The sequence below is a fragment of the Timonella sp. A28 genome (assembly GCF_051200815.1).
GTDB lineage: Bacteria > Actinomycetota > Actinomycetes > Actinomycetales > Cellulomonadaceae > Timonella.
In genome coordinates this window covers 248,768-269,452 of sequence record NZ_CP195159.1, presented here as the reverse complement: position 1 = coordinate 269,452, position 20,685 = coordinate 248,768, and the positions used below count along the sequence as shown (strand labels likewise).

Annotated in this window: 17 protein-coding genes and 5 tRNA genes; 10 read left to right on the top strand and 12 right to left on the bottom strand. The window is 55.7% G+C overall.

Going from position 1 to position 20,685, the window contains the following annotated elements:
- Nucleotides 1-3 precede the first annotated feature (3 nt).
- Entirely contained in the window at nucleotides 4-3,966 is a 3,963-nt protein-coding gene (locus ACR9EC_RS01300; protein ID WP_435299721.1) for a helix-turn-helix domain-containing protein, read from the top strand.
- A gap of 353 nt (nucleotides 3,967-4,319) precedes the next feature.
- Nucleotides 4,320-8,489 (top strand): hypothetical protein, encoded by a 4,170-nt coding sequence (locus ACR9EC_RS01295; protein ID WP_435299720.1) that lies wholly within the window; start codon nucleotides 4,320-4,322, stop codon nucleotides 8,487-8,489.
- Between the two features lie 470 nt (nucleotides 8,490-8,959).
- Here the strand turns inward: ACR9EC_RS01295 and ACR9EC_RS01290 are convergent.
- Nucleotides 8,960-9,033 (bottom strand) — tRNA-Arg (locus tag ACR9EC_RS01290).
- A 71-nt stretch (nucleotides 9,034-9,104) separates the two neighbouring features.
- On the opposite strand from ACR9EC_RS01290, the gene ACR9EC_RS01285 reads away from it, so the two are divergent.
- Nucleotides 9,105-9,512 carry an ankyrin repeat domain-containing protein gene (locus ACR9EC_RS01285; RefSeq protein ID WP_435299719.1) on the top strand — a complete coding sequence of 136 codons (408 nt, stop codon included), beginning with the start codon at nucleotides 9,105-9,107 and terminating at the stop codon, nucleotides 9,510-9,512.
- 64 nt (nucleotides 9,513-9,576) lie between these two features.
- Here the strand turns inward: ACR9EC_RS01285 and ACR9EC_RS01280 are convergent, their stop codons facing one another.
- Complete coding sequence (locus ACR9EC_RS01280; protein WP_435299718.1) at nucleotides 9,577-10,479, bottom strand: ATP-grasp domain-containing protein; 903 nt, start codon at nucleotides 10,477-10,479, stop codon at nucleotides 9,577-9,579.
- 84 nt (nucleotides 10,480-10,563) lie between these two features.
- On the opposite strand from ACR9EC_RS01280, the gene ACR9EC_RS01275 reads away from it, so the two are divergent.
- Both ACR9EC_RS01275 and ACR9EC_RS01270 read left to right on the top strand, forming a co-directional pair.
- Nucleotides 10,564-11,184, top strand: coding sequence for an L-threonylcarbamoyladenylate synthase (locus tag ACR9EC_RS01275; protein WP_435299717.1), 621 nt, complete (start codon nucleotides 10,564-10,566; stop codon nucleotides 11,182-11,184).
- Between the two features lie 133 nt (nucleotides 11,185-11,317).
- Nucleotides 11,318-11,827 carry a Dps family protein gene (locus ACR9EC_RS01270; protein WP_435299716.1) on the top strand — a complete coding sequence of 170 codons (510 nt, stop codon included), beginning with the start codon at nucleotides 11,318-11,320 and terminating at the stop codon, nucleotides 11,825-11,827.
- Nucleotides 11,828-11,850: 23 nt separating this feature from the next.
- On the opposite strand, the gene ACR9EC_RS01265 is transcribed toward ACR9EC_RS01270, so the two are convergent.
- From ACR9EC_RS01265 to ACR9EC_RS01240, 6 genes are all read right to left on the bottom strand, one after another.
- Nucleotides 11,851-12,201 (bottom strand): hypothetical protein, encoded by a 351-nt coding sequence (locus ACR9EC_RS01265; RefSeq protein ID WP_435299715.1) that lies wholly within the window; start codon nucleotides 12,199-12,201, stop codon nucleotides 11,851-11,853.
- Nucleotides 12,202-12,319: 118 nt separating this feature from the next.
- Nucleotides 12,320-12,392: transfer RNA gene (locus tag ACR9EC_RS01260), tRNA-Lys, on the bottom strand.
- A 28-nt stretch (nucleotides 12,393-12,420) separates the two neighbouring features.
- A tRNA-Lys gene (locus tag ACR9EC_RS01255) sits at nucleotides 12,421-12,493 on the bottom strand.
- A 148-nt stretch (nucleotides 12,494-12,641) separates the two neighbouring features.
- Nucleotides 12,642-12,714, bottom strand: a tRNA-Lys gene (locus tag ACR9EC_RS01250).
- A gap of 65 nt (nucleotides 12,715-12,779) precedes the next feature.
- A complete protein-coding gene (locus tag ACR9EC_RS01245; RefSeq protein ID WP_435299714.1) occupies nucleotides 12,780-13,079 on the bottom strand; it encodes a hypothetical protein in 300 nt (99 codons plus the stop codon).
- Between the two features lie 277 nt (nucleotides 13,080-13,356).
- Entirely contained in the window at nucleotides 13,357-13,734 is a 378-nt protein-coding gene (locus ACR9EC_RS01240) for a GroES family chaperonin (protein ID WP_435299713.1), read from the bottom strand.
- Between the two features lie 84 nt (nucleotides 13,735-13,818).
- On the opposite strand from ACR9EC_RS01240, the gene bcp reads away from it, so the two are divergent.
- Nucleotides 13,819-14,292, top strand: coding sequence for a thioredoxin-dependent thiol peroxidase (bcp, locus tag ACR9EC_RS01235; RefSeq protein WP_435299712.1), 474 nt, complete (start codon nucleotides 13,819-13,821; stop codon nucleotides 14,290-14,292).
- A gap of 25 nt (nucleotides 14,293-14,317) precedes the next feature.
- A tRNA-Leu gene (locus tag ACR9EC_RS01230) sits at nucleotides 14,318-14,399 on the top strand.
- Nucleotides 14,400-14,459: 60 nt separating this feature from the next.
- Here the strand turns inward: ACR9EC_RS01230 and ACR9EC_RS01225 are convergent.
- Nucleotides 14,460-14,810 (bottom strand): hypothetical protein, encoded by a 351-nt coding sequence (locus tag ACR9EC_RS01225; RefSeq protein WP_435299711.1) that lies wholly within the window; start codon nucleotides 14,808-14,810, stop codon nucleotides 14,460-14,462.
- A 35-nt stretch (nucleotides 14,811-14,845) separates the two neighbouring features.
- Between ACR9EC_RS01225 and ACR9EC_RS01220 the strand changes: the two genes are divergently transcribed.
- Together ACR9EC_RS01220 and ACR9EC_RS01215 are read left to right on the top strand one after the other, a co-directional pair.
- Nucleotides 14,846-15,400, top strand: coding sequence for a hypothetical protein (locus ACR9EC_RS01220; protein WP_435299710.1), 555 nt, complete (start codon nucleotides 14,846-14,848; stop codon nucleotides 15,398-15,400).
- 4 nt (nucleotides 15,401-15,404) lie between these two features.
- Nucleotides 15,405-16,004: a TetR/AcrR family transcriptional regulator gene (locus ACR9EC_RS01215; RefSeq protein ID WP_435299709.1), complete on the top strand. Its 600-nt coding sequence runs from the start codon at nucleotides 15,405-15,407 to the stop codon at nucleotides 16,002-16,004.
- A 388-nt stretch (nucleotides 16,005-16,392) separates the two neighbouring features.
- On the opposite strand, the gene ACR9EC_RS01210 is transcribed toward ACR9EC_RS01215, so the two are convergent.
- Both ACR9EC_RS01210 and ACR9EC_RS01205 read right to left on the bottom strand, forming a co-directional pair.
- A complete protein-coding gene (locus ACR9EC_RS01210) occupies nucleotides 16,393-17,031 on the bottom strand; it encodes an N-acetylmuramoyl-L-alanine amidase (RefSeq protein WP_435299708.1) in 639 nt (212 codons plus the stop codon).
- 1 nt (nucleotide 17,032) lies between these two features.
- Entirely contained in the window at nucleotides 17,033-17,470 is a 438-nt protein-coding gene (locus tag ACR9EC_RS01205; RefSeq protein ID WP_435299707.1) for a phage holin family protein, read from the bottom strand.
- Nucleotides 17,471-17,716: 246 nt separating this feature from the next.
- Between ACR9EC_RS01205 and ACR9EC_RS01200 the strand changes: the two genes are divergently transcribed.
- Complete coding sequence (locus ACR9EC_RS01200; protein ID WP_435299706.1) at nucleotides 17,717-18,178, top strand: hypothetical protein; 462 nt, start codon at nucleotides 17,717-17,719, stop codon at nucleotides 18,176-18,178.
- On the opposite strand, the gene ACR9EC_RS01195 is transcribed toward ACR9EC_RS01200, so the two are convergent.
- The gene (locus ACR9EC_RS01195; RefSeq protein ID WP_435299705.1) at nucleotides 18,175-20,664 is read right to left on the bottom strand and encodes a glycoside hydrolase domain-containing protein; all 2,490 of its coding nucleotides are present in this window, start codon (nucleotides 20,662-20,664) and stop codon (nucleotides 18,175-18,177) included. The genes ACR9EC_RS01200 and ACR9EC_RS01195 overlap by 4 nt on opposite strands.
- Nucleotides 20,665-20,685: the final 21 nt, after the last annotated feature.

Here is a 20,685-nt window from a genome sequence, read left to right as displayed (position 1 = left end):
GTTATGAAAAGCGAAAATGAACTCAAACTGTTCCTGAATGCACGCGAAACCGCGAAGCTTCTTGGGGTACACGAAAATACTGTCAGGAATTGGGTGACGACGGGTACCCTCGTATCGGCTCGTGTACCTGGCTCGAAACAGCATCGCTTTGCCAGAGAAGAAGTACTGCGTCTTCAGAAAGAACGCGGCTCAAGTGCTTCGTCAGTTGCGCCTATACTCCGCACGGACGGGCCCGAACTCATCACCGCTAACGAACTGAACACCTGGGCTGGCCGCGATGATGCGAAAACTGCCTTTCCCGAGCTGATGCGTCGTCTTCTCGCGGTGACCCCTGGGATCAGCAATCTGCAAGTCCGCGCCCACGAGGGGGTGGCTGCCCCTGGCTGGGACGGCACAGCCACATCTGCAGGCAGCACGTACCTTCCAGCTGGCGAGTTGCGCTTTGAGTTCGGTACGGGCGCTAACCCGAAAGAAAAGGCTCAGAGCGACTACGACAAGCGAGGGCTCGCGCTCCCCGCTGACGCGAGTTCAATCTTTGTCTTCGCTACTCCGAGGAATTGGGCTGGCGGTAGCGCATGGGCTTCTGAACGCGCCGCCGAGAAGAAGTTCTCCGACGTGAAGGCTATCGATGCGCACGCTCTGGAGAGTTGGCTCCAAGAATCGCCATCCGTACATCGTTGGATTTCGGAGCGATTGGGCTACCGACCACGAGACGCACAGACCGTCGAACGGTGGTGGCAGACTTTTCAGGGTCGCACGACGGTGGCGATCCCGGCTGACTTCTTCGCGGCCGGACGCACCGCGGAGGCCGACAAGTTGCGTGCAACCCTTACTGCCGCCGGATCCGACGATGCGATCGTGGCCATTCAAGCCCCTTGGCGCGATGAGGCTCTTGCTTTCACGTTCGCCGCCTTGGCTGCGCGGAACGACCTTCTGTACCGGGTCATTGTTGTCACCGACAGCGCCGCCTGGCAACGGCTGACCGAATCGCGGTCTCCCCTGATTCTCGTTCCGTTGTTTTCCGATGCGTCCGACCTCGCGTCCGCCATCGATAACGGACATCGAGTAATCCTGATCGCCGAGCCCGGCGACATCATTCGAAACGCAAAGAAGATTGATTTGCGCAAGATAGACCGCGCAGCCGCTCGCGAGACGCTGAAGACTGTCGTGCCGGACTCGAACAAGGCCGAGGCGATGGTGGCCCTCGCGCGCCGCAGTATGCCCGCGCTCTTTCGTTCGATCGCGCGCGAGTCACGCGTCCGAGCCCCAGAGTGGGTCACCAATACTGATCAAGCCGCTATCCTCGCGCCGCTCGTTCTGGTTGGTTCCTGGACGAACGCTGAAGGCGACCTCGCAGTGATCGAAAGGCTGACCAGCCAATCACGTGACGTTGTTGATCGCCTTCTCAAAAGCCTTGCCGTCCGCACAGATACACCGTTCGTTCGGTCGGGCGGCACATGGCGGACCACCTCGCCGGCGGAAGCTGCCTTTCTTCTTCTCCCGACGCTTACTGAGGGCGAACTAGCAAGGTGGGCTGAGGTTGTCACAGATGTTCTACTGGCACCGGACCCCTACCACGATATGGACGCCGTCGCGCGTCTGACCGCGAGCGCCCAAGGCACCAACCCGCCCCATTCGAAAACACTCAGGAAAGGTATAGCGGACGGATTGGCGCTCGCCGCCGCGAGCGATGTCCAGCTTCCCGCTGACCTAGCCATGGAGGGGCGGGTCAGCCAGCTTGTTCACGACCTACTTCAAGCGGCAAACGCCGACGACACAGGAACGACCTGGGCTCGACTAGCCAGTGTTCTGCCCAGTTTGGCGGAGGCCGCACCGGAGGTATTTCAGGATGAAGTTGAGCTCGACTTGGACCGCACCGACCCGATTCTTCGTACGATGTTCCAAGACAGCAGCGCGGACATTCTTTTTGAACCATCGTCGCCACACCCCAACTTGCTGTGGGCACTCGAGACTTTGTGCTGGTCTCCGACCTATTTCGGTCGAGCGGCAGCGCTTCTTGGAAGGTTGTCTGCACTGGATCCCGGTGGTCGGCTAAGCAATCGTCCGATTGAGAGCCTGAAGAATGTCGTCGCGGGCTGGTTGCCTCAGAGCGGCGCAAGCATTGACGACAAACTCGCAGTCATCACGCGCCTCATGCAGCGCGAACCCGAAGTCGGCTGGAAGCTTGCCCTCGACGTCTGGTCTGAGAGTCACGCAGTTGCTTTCCCGCCGCACGCTCCGATGTATCGTGACTGGCCACCCCTCCGGAAATCAGTCACTTATGCGGACTGGGGGCATTTCGTTCATGAGCTCGCGATCCTCGTTACTACCGCTGCGGGGACGGACGCAGAACGCTGGAGAGAGCTTGTCCCACGGATCAATGAATTGCCGCCCCAGGAACGGGTTGCAGCCCTAGCAAAGCTCCACGAAGTCGTCGGCGCTCAAGACTGGTCGCCTGAAGATGTGTATGCGGTATGGGAAACACTGAACAGCGAAGCCAACCGGCACGAGGAGTACTCTTACGCCGAGTGGGCTATGCCCGCTGAGGATGTGGTCATGTTCCGTGAACTTGCCGAGGCCCTCACACCAGCCCAGGACGGGCGACGGTTCTCCAGTCTCTTCGACTGGCACCCTCACATACCCAATCTCAAACTAGGAGACGAAGGATACGACGTTGAACTCGCGCGACTTCAACGCGAGGCGCTCGACCACGTACTTACTCTCGAATCAGACGCACTGCGCTCACTCACCATAAATGTCAAGACCCCCCATACCGTGGGACGGCTGCTCGCAGATACGGCCAACGCACCAGATCAAGAGATTCTCGGGTGGCTGAGTTCATCTGAGCCCAACTTAAATCAAGCAGCGTTGAACTACGTGAACAAGAAGATACACGAAGGCGGGATGGAGTGGCTGAAAAAAGCATTCGCAAGCCCGGCACTTCAGGACGCCGAGGCTCGAGAGATTCTGATGGCGGCAGTGCCCCTCTCCCGCCGCTACTGGACTGAGGTGTCCTCGCTAGGCGAAGGACTCGAAGAAGCCTATTGGAAGCAAGCCCAGCCCTTCGCTGCGGCCTCTGATGATCGGGCGGAGGGCGTTCGGCTGTTCGTTCAACATGGTCGCCCCTGGGAGGCGATGGCGCTTCTGAGCGTTATGCTACACACGCATCAGGAACCGGAGATCAGTCTCGTCAAGGAGGTTTTCGAGGCACTACGTCGAGGAACGGAGCCTCCTCAGGACACCACGATGAGCGGATACTACGTCGGCAACGCTCTGGAATACATGGAACAACAGGTGCCTGACGATGAAGAGCTCCCGGGCTACGAGTTCATGTTCTTTGAGCTTGTCCACGATCATGAGCCTTCGGGCGCCCTCTATCGGGCGCTGAGTAAGGATCCCACGGACTTCGTCAACATGGTGAGCGCCATCTTCCGCGCGGAGGGGGAACCCAAGCGAACGCCCACACCACAAGAACAGGCCTTCGCGCGCCGAGCCTTCTCAGTGCTCCGCAGGTGGCGCACGCTCCCCGGACTCGCGGACGACGGCAGTATCGACGCCGATCAGCTCACAGAATGGGTACGCGCCGCCCGTCTTGCCCTCGCGGATAATGGGCGAGCATCGATCGGTGACGAGCAGATCGGGCAAGTGCTTGCCTCGAGCCCTGTTGGATCAGACGGGGTTTGGCCAGCCGAAGCTGTTCGGGAAGTCATCGAAAACGTTGGCAATGCACGGATCGATACGGGCTTGCTCATCGGCAAGACCAATCAACGTGGTGTGACTTCGCGTGACGTATTCGATGGCGGTGATCAGGAACGCGTGCTCGAACAGCAGTACCGGGAGATGGCTAGCAAGATCGCCACACGGTGGCCACGTACGGCTCGAATCCTGCGGGGCATCGCGGACAGCTATCAGCATGAAGCCCGCCGTAACGACGCAGAAGCCGAACGAATGGGCGACAACGGATAATGCTCTCCTCCTCAATGAAGATGGATCGCGGGGGTATCTGCGGCTAACTCCCGTAGAGTTCGATTCAAGCGAGAAAGAACCCTCGGGCCGGCTGGCTTTTCTTGTCGATGGTGCCGCACAACCGTTTCGGCACCATCGACAGTCTCAATAAACTGCCCCCGGTTCTCTGTCATTTCGATGCAGGTGCTAATTGCGGGTAATTACGGCATTTCACGGCAGTCCTTCTCCCGAAGTTCTTTACCTGAGAAGTATGATGACCCGGACCAAACAGATCCGTGCATGGACCCGATAACCAACAATAGACCCGCTGAAAAGCGAACTTAGCAGCTCATCCAACACAATGAGAGGGCCGAATGAACATTCCGGATATCGACTTCACACGTGTGCGTTCGCTGGGCGCTGGAGGCCAGCGCGACGGCTACGAGCAACTCATCTGCGAGCTGGCCGCGCAAGAGCCCCCGCACGCCGACGCGAAATTCGTGTCCCTCCACGGAGCCGGGGGCGATGGAGGCGTCGAGTGCTACTGGACCCTTCCCGACGGCACTGAGCACGGCTGGCAAGCGAAGTATTGGACCAGCCACGCCGACGTCGACAAATCGCAGCTCGACACATCCGTCAGAGCAGCCCTCACTAACCACCCGGATCTCACCAAGTACATCATCGCCATCCCCGCCGACCCGACCGGCCACACGGGCGGCAGGGGGAAATCGCTACTGGATAAGATAAACGATCCCGGTGGCTGGCTCGAGGGTTGGCAGACTATGGCGGCCGAGCGCGGCATGAGCGTCACCTTCGAGTTCGAGTGGGCAACGAACACTGCCACACGCCTAACCCACTTGGACACCTCTGGCGCGCAGCGGCGGTACTGGTTCGACGCCGACGTTCTCTCCCCACAGTGGTGGATCGACCGACTGCAGGACGCGACCGACGCGGCCAGACCTCGGTACACGCCAGAGTTGAACGTGAACGTTCCCGCCGCTCGAAGCATCGCTGCGCTCTGCTCTGACGATGAGTGGTGGCAAGCCGTCATCGGCCAAGTCGACGAGCTCACGGAAGCGGCACAACGCCTGCAGCACGCCGGGAACGATGCAACGGCCGCCGACCTGGGCGCCGCGCGCAATGCCGCCACGACCGTCATAGACGCTCTTAAGACCTGGGCGCGCATCCGGACTGACGTTGAGTTCGGATGTCTCGACGAGACGCTAACCGCCGCCATCGCTGTGGTCAGGGAGCAGGAGTCCGTCGAGGTCGAGCGGATGGACGCCACACACGAGAACTGGGATACCGCGGGTTGGAGGCAGTACCAGAGCGAATACATGGTCCGTTTCCCAGCGGAAGCCGTCGATGCTCTCCGTGACTTGAACGGCAAACTCGAAACTGCAACCGAGCTCCTCATCAGTCCCCTCGGGACGCTCGCCAGCTCTCAAGTTGCGCTGATGACCGGACCCGCAGGCATAGGCAAGACCTACCTCGCTCTCGATGCCGCCGCCCGCCGCCTTCAGAGAGGCCTGCCCAGCATCGTGATGCACGGTCGCTGGTTCAACGACCACGACCCCCTCATCCACCTTCGCGACGTTCTCCAGATGCCTGCCGACCTGACCAGCGAGGAGACCATCGCGCTGCTGGACCAAAGTGCGCTCGCCGCAGGAGCACCCACCCTCCTTGTCATCGACGCGCTCAACGACACCCGCCCACGGTCGGTGTGGCGGGACAACCTCGATCGCCTTATCTCCATCGTCACCAGATACCCGCACATTCGGCTGCTGCTGACCGCACGCACCCACTACGTCAATCAGGTTCTCCCACCGGGCGCGTCTATTCCTCGGTTCGAGCACACGGGGTTCGAGGGTGTCGAGTTCGAGGCGGTCAGCGAGTATGCCGCGTTCTACGGTCTCGAACCTCCGACGGCGCCCCCGATCCACGGCGAGTTCGATAATCCGCTCTACCTCCGGTTAGTCTGCGAAGCACTGCAATCTGATGGACGCCTCTCGCTCGACCAGGCCAACATGGGGCTGGGTGAACTCACCAAAATGGTCCTCGATCATGCGAATGAGACGGTTAGTAATCGTATCGACGCATCGGTGTCCGACCAGATCGTTCACCACGCGATGCACGCTTTAGCTGGCGCTATCGCAGACCAGGGTGGAGCCCCACTCATTCGCACCGCTGCGCGCGAAGTGCTGAACCCGATCTGGTCCGACAAGAGCGCGGAGAAGTCGCTGCTCGATGGACTCATCGCACAGGGTCTTGTTGAAGAAGACGTCATCCCGGACAGCAACCCATACGGCACCGACATCATCACCATCACCTTCGAACGCATCGGCCACCACCTGATCGTCTCTGATGCCCTCGCTCACGTGAATGACACGAATGGCGTCCGTGCTCAACTGTCTGGCAGCCTTGGGGAGCTCATCGGACTCGACGCAACCATCGACGTCGGACTCCTCGAAGCAACCTCGGTCATCGTCGCCGAACGCTTTGGGCTCGAGCTAACCTCCTTCACCGCCGAGATCCCTGACACAGCCACCCGCGACGCTGCCATCATCGCCGGAACAGCATGGCGATCTGTCTCTACCATCACCTCCGACACTGGCAGCAGCATCACCAACGCTTTGCATCATCGTGACACCCTCGACACAGCCCTTACGATGCTGTTCAGGCTCGCAGCCCGCCCCGGCCACCCACTCAACGTCGACTTCCTCCACGAATTCCTCAGCGGACTCACCATGGCGACCCGAGATCAATTTCTCTCCGGGTGGCTGCACATCAGTCACGGCACCAGCGGAGCGATTGACCGCTTAATCCGCTGGGGAAGTGAAAGACCGATCGACCAAGTCGGTGCGGAGACAACACGCTTGTGGGTTACAGCGTTGCTATGGACAACAAGTGCCACTGATCGTCGTGTTCGCGAGCCAGCCACGATCGCCGCAGCCCGCCTGCTTGCCCGTCATCCCCACCAAGCCGCTGCCCTTCTCGAACGATTCTGCATCGTCGACGATGAGTGGATCGTCGAACGCGCGCTTCAGGTCACTTACTCGGCACTACTGGCAAACGGTAGTGATGAAGACTGGCGCGCTGCCGCCGATGTTGTCTGGGCCGCCTTTTTTGCACCCGCCGTAAACCTAACACCAAACGCAGCGGTTCGCGACGCCGCCCGCTGCATTCTCGAAGCGGCACATGATCGCGAAGCGCTCCCAGCAGAGGTGCAGCCGGATAACTTCCGCCCTCCTTACAACAGCGCCTGGCCACTGACCTGGCCCACGGAAGAGGACATCGCCCCCTATGACAATCGTGACTACCCGAAGCTTGTGTACTCCACGACACGTGACGACTTCTTTACCTACCGGCTCACACCAGAGTTGCGTGATCGGCCAGGTGTAGACGTCGCCGCTGGTGCACGATGGGTGGTCACCGAGGTCATCCGGCTCGGATATCGACCTCAGCTGCATTCAAACTTCGACGGCTACGTGCTGAGAAAGTACGGGCCCGGACGTGGGAAGCCGAAGTGGATCGAACGGATAGGTAAAAAGTACCAGTGGATTGCTCTGAACCGTCTTATTGGGCACCTCTCTGACCACGCACCCAAAACTAGGAGATCCTGGGATGCCCCACCGCCGCCTATACCTGGACCCGAGTCATTCATGGTCCGGCAGGTCGATCCCACAGTGACCGAGTTCGAACCCTCGAACGATGCGCCTCGCCTCTGGGTGCCGACCTACGACTGGGATGTGAAGTCTGGGAAGACCGACGCTCAATGGGTGGCAGATGACTCCGACCTACCCACTATCGATGTCACCTCCGCCGAACGAGACGGGCGCCCCTTTATTGTCATGTCGGGCTCATACAGCTGGGACCGTGCAAACGACAGCATGAAACGTACCCACAGTGTCTGGACCAACCTCTACACCCATGTGGTTAGCACCGACGATCTCCCCGTTGCGCTTGACGAACTCAAAGGACGGGACTTGATTAACGACCTCTATATGTCCCAACCTCCCACGAGTCATCACGGGTACATTGGCGAATACCCGTTTGGGCACCACCACGGTGAGACGCTCAGTACCGTAGCCTACGAAGGGATGACCCCACTCAGCATTCCCACACAACCAGCGGTGTGGGGGCTCCTTGGCGAGAATGAATATGCGCCAGGCAATCTCGTAACAATTTCTTTCGATGCCCCTGCGCCTGAGTTCTTCGGTCCCGCACCAGGAACTCTCCACTGGAACGGCCGCAACGGGTGGACCGACGCGAGCGACCGACTTATCGCCGTTCTGCGTCACTCTGTGAACGTCGGCCAGAATGAGCTCCTGATCGATGCCGATTTCCTAAGAGATTGGCTCGTCGCCGAGCGGAAGTCGCTGATCTGGGTGGAGAACACGGGAAAGGACGTCTACCAGGAAATGGGTTGGAGCGTCTCCTATCCAGGAGCGCTCGTTCGTTCCCAGGTCCGAGCATGGACCCCTGGGCAGGACCTTCTGGCCGTTACACCCGGCTGGCAGCGAATACCCGCCCACAACGATTGATATCGCGATCGCCTCGCCCCATGTCCACATGCGTATCGCTCGGCAGACACAGGCACGAGCGCACATATGTCCAACGCATGATTGCGATTCTGGGCGATTGAAACCACTCGCGAGTGCCTGATTCTGCCCGGCTACGAAGGAAGCCGAAAGGAGTCCTTTCAAGGCTATACATAGCCCTCCGAACACTGCTTTTTTGCGAGCCATCGGCCGGAGCAGTGCAGCTTGATGATGCTGCAGGTTCCGCGAGCCTGAATTTCTCCTTGAGCAATCCCACATGTCTTTCAGAAGACGCGCGCAGCCTCTCGAGGTGACTCCTCAGCGGCTCTCGTTCCGGACCTCAAGTGGCCGTCCGAGTCCTCCCGCCTCGACTCGCTTTGAGCTACCATGCCTCTTGCAACTCGAGGCAGAGCGGACGTTATCGTCACGGACGTCACAACTCTCGATGTCTCAGGTTCTAGTACGTCTGAAAGCGCCCCCGACAGGATTCGAACCTGCGACCTAGAGATTAGAAGGCTCTTGCTCTATCCAACTGAGCTACGGAGGCCCCTTGATTGTAGTCGAACCCACCCGCTACTTCCGAATCGTGCTCACGATAGGGCAGGTAATGTGTTGTACATGAGTGAATCGTTTTTATTGTCTTTGCCAGCAGAAGAACGCGCGAAGTTCATCGAAGGTGTCTTTGATTTCGCGCGTGCAGGCCACACACAAGAACTCGCTGAAATGTTAGATGCTGGCGTGCCTGTCGACCTGACCAATGCACGCAACGACTCACTACTGATCGTTGCCACGTACGCGCAACAAGCTGAAGCGGTTTCGTTGCTATTGTCTCGTGGCGCGCCAACAGATCACATCAACAATATGGGGCAGACGGCTTTGTCGTGTGCGGTATTCCGCAATGATGAGGGTGTGCTGCGGCAACTGTTATCTGCAGGGGCTGACCCTCATGCGGGTGCGCATAGTGCGCTTGCGATTGCGCAACAATTTGGCCTCTCGGCGATGGCTGACATCCTCAGCCAAGAATGATCTAACTATTTTTTTAGGCGTATATATGTGTGGGGAACAGCCTTGGCTGTTCCCCACACATAAGTTAGTTGCGAACTCGCGCAGCGATTGCTTTCGCCAACGTGGTTGTTCCTTCTGGGTTTTCCCGCAAGAACAATGTCGGCTCAGTTAATTCAAGTTCGAGGAGCTCCGGCTCTCCTTCTTCACCAGGAAGCAAGTCAACACGGGCATACAAGAATGCGGACTCGTCGTTAAGGAGTTCGTGGGCGGCAGCAATGACTTGCTTACCAACAGCGATGAAGGACTCGTCGGCGTCTCCGCTTTGCAGCGACTCCTGCACATACTGTGATGCTGGCGCGTCACCGCGAGACAGCATCGCGTTTTTACGCACCGAGTGCGAGTATTCACCATTGATGAAAATGACGGATGTTTCCCCCGTCTCATCAATCTTGGACAAGTACGGCTGAATCATAACGTTACGACCCGAAGCAAGCATGTCACGAACCTGGTTGATTGCTTTCGTGCGTGCTTTCGCTGTTGCCTCTTGATAGCGGGCAGTGTCCTGCGATCCAGCAGAAATCGTTGGTTTAATAACGTAATCACCAAAAGCTGGTAGGCGCGTGTGGATAGCCTGCGACGAGAAGTGCCGCTCAGCGTCAAGCCACACAGTGCGCACCACTGGGACACCCTTTTCAATAAGGTCTTTGAGGTAATACTTGTCGGTGTTCCACTCAACAATGTTGGCGTTGTTTGCAAGGTTAGGAACAGACTTTGCCCAGTTCACAAAGTCGTCGCGACGAGAAGCGTAATCCCACGTTGACCGGATGACGACAAGATCATACGACTCCCAATCAACAGTAGAATCAGACCACACTTCGATGTTCGCGGTAACACCTTCTTCTTTGAGGGCATCAACGAGCACAACATCGTCGTGGTCGAGTTCTGGATATTGTTCACAGGTTACAAGTGCTACACGTGGATTTGACACTCTCTAAGAATAATCCCTAATTGGGTGTTCCTTGTGGGATCTGTTCCTGTTTCGTATCTGCGCCAATACCGTTAGAGTCCATTTATGGCAAAGTTCTTTGACATCCACCCAACAAACCCACAACCTCGACTCATCGCACAAGTTGTTGATGCCCTGCGACAAGACGCAGTTATCGCCTACCCCACCGACTCCGGTTATGCCCTTGGTACGCGGTTAGGAAACACAACAGGTGCTGACAGGATCCGCGCGATTCGTCACTTAGACGATAAACACCATTTCACGCTGGTGTGTTCTGATTTTGCGCAACTCGGCCAACTCGTTGTCCTCGACAACTCTGCGTTCCGTGCAATCAAAGCCTCCACGCCCGGAAAATACACGTTCATTCTTCCGGCAACCAAAGAAGTCCCCCGCAGGCTCGCCCACCCAAAAAAGAAAACAGTCGGTGTGCGCATCCCCGACCACACCGTCGTGAACGCCATTGTCCGTGAACTTGGCGAACCGCTACTGTCGTCGTCGTTAATCCTTCCAGATGTTGACGAACCACTACACGAAGGATGGCGCATCAAAGACGAACTCGACCACGTACTCGACGCTGTCATTGAAGCAGGCGACGTCAACGCTGAACCAACAACTGTTGTTGACTACTCAAATGGCGCCCCTGAAATAGCCAGATACGGTTCGGGAGACCCATCACGCTTTGAGTGATATATCCGTAACACTATTCGGCGTGTATTCGCTGGCTGCGTAAAAAGGTGCAGTTCAGCGTGCACGTCGATAGCGTGAAGGGGTAGCCCACCACGGGGTGAGGCAAGATTCGTTCGGCGTAAAGGAGAACATGATGGCAAGCCACGACCACGCAAGTTTCACCGTTCCCGGCCTGGAATTGAAGGATGGGCATCGGGTAGCTGAAACCCTACAAATGCGCATTCACGCGTTCAACGATTTGCAGTTAACCCTCAAGCACGCACACTGGAATGTTGTTGGCCGCGATTTCATTGGCGTCCACGAAATGCTTGACCCTCAAATCACTTTAGTGCGCGGGTTTATCGACGAACTCGCTGAACGTATGGCAACGCTGGGGGTCTCCCCTAACGGGCTCCCTGGCGCACTTGTCGAAGCACGCTCTTGGCACGACTATCCTCTTGGCCGTGCAACAACCGCACAACACTTAGCCGCATTGAACAACGTGTACAGCGGAATCATTACTTCGCAGCGTGAAGCAATCGCAATAGTTGGTGAACTTGATCCAGTCACTGAAGACATCCTGATTGGTCAAACAGCCCAACTCGAACTGTTCCAGTGGTTCCTACGGTCACACCTAGAAAACACTGCCGGGGATTTGCAGTAACAGCTCCTCCCCTACATACCGGCTTATTCTTCATTGTCGGGCTCGCGGGGTATCCCTTCAGCGTCTAGAACGTCCTCATAGTCTTCGTTGAGTTGCGCAACATCAAGCAAAGCAATGTCTTCATTGGTGTCCGCTATTTCGAAGGCTGTGAGGTCGTCTTCTAGCTCTTCTAGTTCGCTGTCCTCTTCAACATCGTCGTCCGAGTCACGCATCACGTCACTGTATTCGTTGAGATTGATGCGCAGAGGATCTTCCCGGTCGAGGGTTTCTGGATAGTCTTGGTCGCCTTCTTCAACTGGCTGACTGTCTCTACCGTCAAGGGGCTCATAGAAGGGGCTGTCGTATGAGTCGTAACGCGCTTTTTTACGTGACATGTTTCCTCCAGGCGGGCTAGCATCCCTGTGATTCCACATTGTCACTGTTTGCGGGTAGTCGCCACTGCTGCTTAGGAAACAAGAAAGGCACCTTACCTGTGTAAGATGCCTCGTTTTGTGCGCCATCAGGGACTCGAACCCCGAACCCACTGATTAAGAGTCAGTTGCTCTGCCTATTGAGCTAATGGCGCGGTAATGAAACCCGAAGATTCCATTTTGTGCGCCATCAGGGACTCGAACCCCGAACCCACTGATTAAGAGTCAGTTGCTCTGCCTATTGAGCTAATGGCGCGCAAGAAAAACTCTAGCAATGTGCAGGCTAATCTCCAATTCGAACCCTAGGTTTTCGAGTGTAAAACACGTCACGTTCGCAACATGATGTGTCTTTTACAAGCGTGAGGGCATGAAAAAGGCCGAGAATAAATTCTCGGCCTTATTTGTGCGCCATCAGGGACTCGAACCCCGAACCCACTGATTAAGAGTCAGTTGCTCTGCCTATTGAGCTAATGGCGCAACGGAGAAAACACTACTCTAATCGTGGCGTTATTCCTAATCGGTGAGATAAGCCTCAGGGTCGGCTATTCGGATTCTGAAGGCGTGTAGTCGCTTCCACCAGTGAACTGGGTGAGGTCTGCAAGAAGAGCGTTCGGGATCTCCCCTGCGCGAATCAAATCGCCTAGCGCGTCAAGGTTGCCAACTTCGGCAAGTAACTCATCAGTGAGTTCAAAGTCGAACAGTTCGCTCGCAGAGGTCTCTTCATAGACTCTGTAATCTTCAAGCTGCGCTACAGCCATCTCTGATTCCTCCTCATTTTTTGCTGCCATGTATGTCCACCGCGGCGTGAACCCATGATGTGTGTGCGATAGATCTGCACTCATGTCACACCTCCCAATCCTCACTGCCATTGAGAATGCGTCCACGAAAAACCTGGCGGGAATCAAAGTGGGTACGCATCTAAACGTATTTCCTACAGTGCCGGTTTTTCTTGGAAAGAACCTGAGAAGCCGGGGCGAATATACGGGTGATTCGTTTTTCACCTCAAACATAACCCCAAGTGAATAGGGGTGAAAGGGATAGATGTTCCCATCTGTTTAGCGTGAGATTTCACCCACGTGTGGCACACACAACAGCATGATCATGCGGATGCTTACACGATTACAGGTATAGACCTGTTCCTGATTCTTTGCCTTCCTGCTGGAATACCCCGTGCACGTCCTTCTCTCGAAGCAGCACATAGTCCGTTCCAGAGATCTCAACCTCCGAACGATCCTCCGGATCAAACAAAACCCGATCGTTCACTTCCACCAAGCGCACAGACCCACCAATCGCAGCGACAGTCGCCCAACCTAGCCGTTTTGGACCCACGGCAGTAGCTGGAATAACCAAGCCTGCCGACGACTGGCGTTCCGAACTATCCACTTCAGGTTTCACCAAAATCCTGTCGTGCAACATTTTCACCGGCAAATCCGGGGCTGACTGCCAACGACTTTCAACAGTGTTCGGCTTATCAGTGTTGTCTTTTTTCACATTCACACATCCAACGCTACCGATAGACTGAACTGAACCCTAAACCCGCCGCACGTGCCCGCGCACGCCCACATGAAAAGGACCCGTATTTTGTCTCTGCGCCTTGACGTTGGAACCCTTGCACCAGACTTCACACTCGAAAACCAGTCCGGTGACAAAATCGCTCTCAGCGACCTTAAAGGCCACAAAGTCATTGTGTACTTTTACCCCGCAGCAGAAACCCCAGGATGCACAAAACAAGCCTGCGATTTCCGTGATTCATTGAACTCACTAAAAAGTGCTGGATACACAGTTCTTGGTATCTCCCCCGATGCTCCAGCAAAACTTGCACGCTTCACAAACAAACAAGCGTTGAACTTTGATGTCCTTTCTGACGAGGACAACGCTGTCGCTACGGCGTACGGTGCCTTCGGCGAAAAGAAGAACTACGGTCGCACCTATCAAGGAATAATCCGCTCAACTTTCGTGCTCAACGAAGACCTCACAATCGCTCACGCGCTGTACAACGTACGTGCTACTGGTCACGTTGAGCGTCTTCGTAAGCAAATTGGTCTGGACAGCTAAAAAAATCGCGTACACTAGAACAAGCGCGCGAGTGGCGAAATTGGCAGACGCGCTGGATTTAGGTTCCAGTGTCTTACGACGTGGGGGTTCAAGTCCCCCCTCGCGCACAGAACGAAAGTAGCCCCTCACCAGGGATTTTATGATCCGGGTGAGGGGCTACTTCTTTGTCATGGGGCAAGATATGGGGCAAGCGCCCCGGTTCGCCCCATCGTGGGGTTCAGGTCACTCCATCTGAGGGCAAGGGCTTCGCTGCGTCGTATCCCGGTGTTGGCGATGACCCAGCACAGCGGCCCGCCCTTGTCCTGCTCGTCCTTCCTCCCGTGCTGTTCTAGGTCGCGGTAGTGGCGAGCGATCCGGGCAGGGGTGAGCTTGTCGAGCGGGTAATGCCCGAACTGCGGGCGGAGGTGGTTGCGGATGATCTTCTTGTACCCAGCGATCGTGGAGTCCGCGAGCTTGAGTCCACTCGGAAGAACATGGTGGGGAGGAGAGCGATCGAGTGGGATAATTTTTGAGTACACTTGTGCTAACAAGATTCTGGGTGTGAGGAGCGGGCATGATTCTGGCTGCGATCGTAGTGTGCGAGGTCGCGTTCTGGGTGGCGATTCTCGGTGGACTCGCGGCGAGGTATCTCCTGCGGCGTCCCCGTCTCGGTGCTGGGCTCTTGGTCCTTGCCCCGGTGATCGATGTCGTGCTGCTTGCGTTGGTCGCCGTCGATCTGCTCGGTGGGGGGACTGCTTCCTGGCAACACGGTCTGGCCGCGATCTATATCGGCATCTCGGTCGCGTATGGCAAGCGCATGGTCGCGTGGGCTGATGTTCGCTTCGCTCATCGGTTCGCTGGCGGTCCTGTGCCGGAGCGACTCACGGGAACTCGCTACACGATCAAGTGCTGGCGAGACGTTCTCCTCACCGGCCTCGCGGTCTTCATCGCCGCTGCGATCCTCGGGGCGATCATCCTCGTCGTGAACGATGCGGAACGCACGTCGGCGCTCTCGGGGTACTTCGGCGTCATCGGGGTCATCTTCGCCATCGACTTCATCTGGGCGCTCAGCTACACGATCTGGCCCAAGCGTCCTGCCGATGCGGCACAGAACGCCTTATCCCGCTAGGGCCATGCCGCGGAGAATCGACGCAGAGGTACGCACCGCCGAGATCGGGGCGGCAGCCCTGCGCGTCCTCGAACGTGATGGACTTGCCGGCTTGTCGGTGCGGGGCGTCGCAGCAGAGGCAGGCATAGCCGCTGCTTCATTGCGCCGAGCGTTCCCCACTCAGCACGCCCTTCGGGAGTACTGCTTCGAACTTATCGAGGAACGAGCGACCGCCAGGATCACTTCGCTCGACCTCACAGGCCGTGCTCTGGCCGAGGGGTTGCTCGCCCAACTGTTGCCGCTGGACGATGAGCGGCGCTTGGAGTTGGTCGCGCAAGTGCAACTGGGGGTGCTCGCCCTCACCGACAGCGACCTTCGCCCTGCCGCTGTCAGACTCAACGCAGCCGTGAGCAGGGGGTGCCGAATCGCAGTCGACGTCCTCGCCTCAGCGGGCCAGCTCGACAGCGGACGCGACCCGGACTACGAAGCGCAGAGGTTGCGAGCGTTGCTGGACGGAATCGCGATGCAGGGCCTGTGGAGCGGAGACCCGCAAGGAGCAGGTCAGCTGCTCAGCACGCTCGAGCGCCACCTCGATGAACTCGCTCTACCTGGTGCTACTGACTGACGTGGCGCTGATGACGGGTCCGCTGGCCGCCATCGAGAGCATCCAGCGCGCCCGACCGGCCTGTCGCACCAGCATCTCGGGGTGACGCCCTCCCGCTACCGGAAGGGAAGTTGACGGCAGCTCATGGGCAAACGATGGGGTGCCGAGTACGTTTTCGCATGTAAGGGGAGGTACGCGAACGTGAATACCACCCCGAGAATCGTTGATTTCATGCGGATTTCTGCCTCTAGTGCTGGTGGCTGCTCGCGCGGGGCAAGAGTTCAAGTCCCCCTCGCGCACAGCGAAGTTCTTATCCTGAGTAATCAGGTAAGAACAACAAATAAATACATATGAGTAGGGCCCCATCGTTACCGATGGGGCCCTACTCATATGTTGAACGCGAGGAGCCTTAACCATTGAGGATCTCATTTACTCGTTGTTGGATGGCGGTGTAGTTGGTGCCGAGTCGGCGTTTTCGTTCTTTTCCGTTGCCGTAGTTGCCTTGTATGACTGCTTGGGCCAGGGTGTTTATGTTTTCGTGGTTTAGCGGTTGTGTTGAGCGTGTACGGATTGTGTTTGCGTGGGCGATGATGTTTGTTATTCGTGGCCATATGTATGGTCCTGGGCATTGTGTATGTGCGAATTCTCGGTGTCCGCGCACGTTTTTCCTTGTTAGTTTTCCCCAGTTGTATCTAGTGGATAGGTCTGCGGCGAGGTGTGCGAGTGTGTGCATTTGTTGAGTGGTAGCTGAGCCTTGTGCTGCTATTACTGTTTCTACGGTGATTGATGGTTCGTCAGCAGTTCGGCTGCCTGTGGTCCAGGGTCTGTGTTGTTCTGGAACTATCCCGATAAGTCGGCCGTCTCGTTGTAGGAGATAGGTGGCAGATATTTGTCGTCCGTATGTGTGTGAATTGGCTAGGAGGTCTAGGTTTGATGCGTCGGTTCCTCCTGCCGTGTAGTGAATGATCAGTCGGCTAATTTTTTTACCGTGCCGTGACGAATAGTTGCGTGTTGTCACGCTGCGATGGGTTAAAGGCGAAAATGTCATTTTAGTTTCCCTCTTTTTCTTTGCGGTGTGTGGGTTGAGGACGACGGTGTGCTCGTTGTGCGACGTTGTCGAGTGCTTCACGGATCGAGGTGGGAACGGGTAAACCCAACCGGGTTGCATTCTCGATTAATGAGATGCCTTCATTAGCTAAATAAAACAAGATGGTCACGGTGCGTAAGATGCCCGGTACGCCAATGATGTAAACGTCAAGTAGGTGCGCCAATCCAACTAAAGCGAATATCAATATCTTGCGTGAGATCCCTCGAAATCCAACAGCTGAACTCAGTTGGCGTGCATTAATAGCGACGAAAACCCCGGAAATGTAGTCCGCTACAACGAAAATAAGTAAGGAGTACAGCAGGCCATCAAAGTCGCCTAACCACTGCCCTACATAACTGATAAGGGGAAACGCGTTGTCCCCGACAACGTCTAAAAACATATGTCGTCCTTACTATGTCTAAAAATCATCAAATATCGTGGTGACGAGATAATCGGTTCGCCACCGTGACCACGAAAGAAGAAGCGAAAACGAGGCAGCAACGACGTACTGCTAAGAGCAGTTTCGCTGTGAAATGCTGCTACTTACAATGACGAACGGCGTGTGCATAACATGCACATAAACTCCGCACGAACACGCAATCGTTGAGTTTTCCTTCTGTAGGCTTAAACACCACGGAAGGGAACGATGAACACGTACACCACTCAAACAAACGGATACACGTGGCGCACACTGCTATTCAACGGGCTAGCACTAGCTCTATGCCAAACAGTGTTTCTACTCATGTTGAGAACGCCCCTAGTATGGATTATCGGGTGGCTTCACCCAATTGGACCACTAGTCATTACTCTTGTCGTGTTTCCATTCATAACCAAGCGGCTACCACTTCCACCACGCTATGCACTGACACTCTTACCTGTTGTGCTCTACACAAGTGGAATTCTGGCGGTCTTGTTTGTCTGGTGGGCCCGTGAAGGCGCCGACCCTTACGCTTACCCTTTCACGCCTGTTATTTCAATAACTATTGGCTTGTATGGATGGTACGGACTGTACGGAGCTACTGCTGGTTTGTTGTGGGTGGGCTGCTTGTTACGTACGTGGAAGTACGCGCGTGCAGCCCACCGCACACAAACTGGTGTTCCTGACTAGAAGATATACCGTGCTAGTGCTGTGCACGCAGCATTGATAACATCCTCCGAAACGTTACCAGCCAAAAAGAGGCGGTTAGCATCATTCACTCCACCTTTCATCTGTGAGTAGAAGATGTTTGGTGCGTCTGTTTGGTTTGTCGCTCCTACGTCCCAGCCGATTTGTTTGAAGCGGTTGGCTAGTTGTGTGGGGTTGTTGTAGTACTGGCGCAGGGTGGTGGATAAGAGGTAGGCGTTGGTGTCGTCTCCTGCTTCGAGGTTTGCTGCTAGTGCGATGGCGTCTCCGTCGCAGCATAGGTCGTCGCGGTTGCAGGTGTTTCCGATGCCTACCCATTTTCCGTTGATCTTTTTGTCCACGGTGAGGCCTGCTAGTCCTGGGTGGGATCGGTAGTTTTCGTCTTGCCCAACGAGTGCTTCAGCAACGGATGTTATGTTGGCGGTTGGGTTCCATTCCATGACTGTGTTGATGTCGGCCATTGCTGTTGCAAGGTCGCCAGCCCATCCTGTCCATTTATTGGGGATAAAACTCCAATCCTGTGTGTATCCCAGTGTTGTTGCGCATAGGTGTGATAGGTCGATGCGTTCTCCGCTTGGGTCTAGCATTGGTTGTCGCCATGATGAGATGTATCGGTCTAACGCTGTAATGATCTGTGATGCGGTGGGGTCTTCTTCTAAGATTTGGGCATCGCGTGTTCTAAAACTTTCAGCGGATATTGCCCACAGTGTAGAAGACTTACTGCCGCCGTCGCGGAGGTAGTCTTTTGCGAGGTAGTTGATGATGCATTTCCAGGTTGGAACATAAACCCAAGTTCCAATGCCGCTTACTGGGTTTGGGATGTAATCTTGTCCGACTTTTCCTTGGGTGCGGAGTTCTTCGAATCGTTGTTCGAGGTGCCAGATGAGGTCGATGGGGGCTAGTTTGTGGTAGTCGATGTTTTGATCGACGATGGGGCCGCCCGAAGATTGTGGGCGGACGTAGGAGACTGCTGGTACGCGTTCTGAGTATGCGACTTTGTCGAGGTCCCAGTCTTGGCCTTTATAGTTCGATATTTCGGTGAACTGGTCATAATTCCATGCTTGTGGGATAGGGAAACCTAGGTTTCCAGAAAACCCTGATGACATGTCAGATACGAAAGCTGATCCTGCTAATCCTGCATTGATGATCTCTGTGCACACGTTCCGAGAAGCATAAATACCGACCTTGTATCCGCCGCCAAGGTTGGTGTAGATGGCACGGAAGTAAGGAGCGATATGTGCATCGATTTGCCCTCCAAGGATGTCCATATCCACTGCAAAGTAAATGTATGTTGGTGGGATCCCCAACCGTTGTGCTGCCTCACGCGCTTCACGGGCATGGCGTGCACCGTTTTGCGGGGTAAAGTCTTCAAGGAGTCGCGAATTTTCTTGGAAAATCGGGAAGAACTTCATACCCCCAGCAGTTATTCGCTCGAGTTCACCTGGACGGATAGCTTTGAAATATTGTTCCGGCAGTTTCGTATCTTGATTCGGTTCAGTAAGGTACCGGCCAACTATTTGATAGCCCTCTGCTTTTAGGGTTGCAAGACGTGAAGCAGTGATCTCAAATCGTGTATCACATGCTACCGCGGGACGATCAGGGTTACCCTTCGACGTTAAAAGACTCATCCACGTGGTGGGGTCAAACTGCTGCGTCACCGCAATCGCATAGTCTTCTTGGAACTTCCGGATAACCACAGGCAATGTCGAATACCATGTGTCACGGCTTTGCCCTTCATGACCATTACACATCAAAGCAACAATTCCCAACCACACCCACTGCGGATACGTTGACGCGTTAGCTGCGTTAATTGTTTTAAGGCGTGATCGAGTCCCTGCACCAAAGTTTCCCGTTGCTTGCGCCGGGGTATACCCCTCGATCGCTTGCAACACCTGAATAAGTGCCTTGTTCATCTCCCGGCCATAAAGACCATCTGTGGGAATAATTCCCGTATATGCGCGGTAGTTACGGTTAATTTGCTGTTGAACATCACGGATCGATAGTTTTCCGTTATATGCAGTAAGCAGCACAAACTGTTTCATCGACAGCAAAACCTTCATGATTTCAACGTCCACGGTGCTTGTTGGGGTTTCAAACCCCATATCCACCTTCAGCCCTTGGATTGCAGATCCCGTACCACCATAAAAATTCGTGGTGATCTGGCTACCAGTGGAATACCCTTTACACCACAACGCACCTTGAATAATCGCATACACGTTACTCGTCGCCGTATCACCATCCGCCTGCTGCTCGATACCATCAGGCCATCGATTAACAAAACGAGATTCCGTTCCCGCACCAAAATTATCTGCGGTCGTAGAAATCCCTAACTCAATTTGCAGAGCCCTCGTGAGCGCATTAATAGTAGGCCACCCAGTACGCCCATTTTCTTCAACCTTGTTAAAACGCGCATCTGTGCCATACGTAGAATTCAACCAACGTTGAGTTTCCAATACCCTTGCATCAGCCATAATTTCTCCAAAAATAGAAAC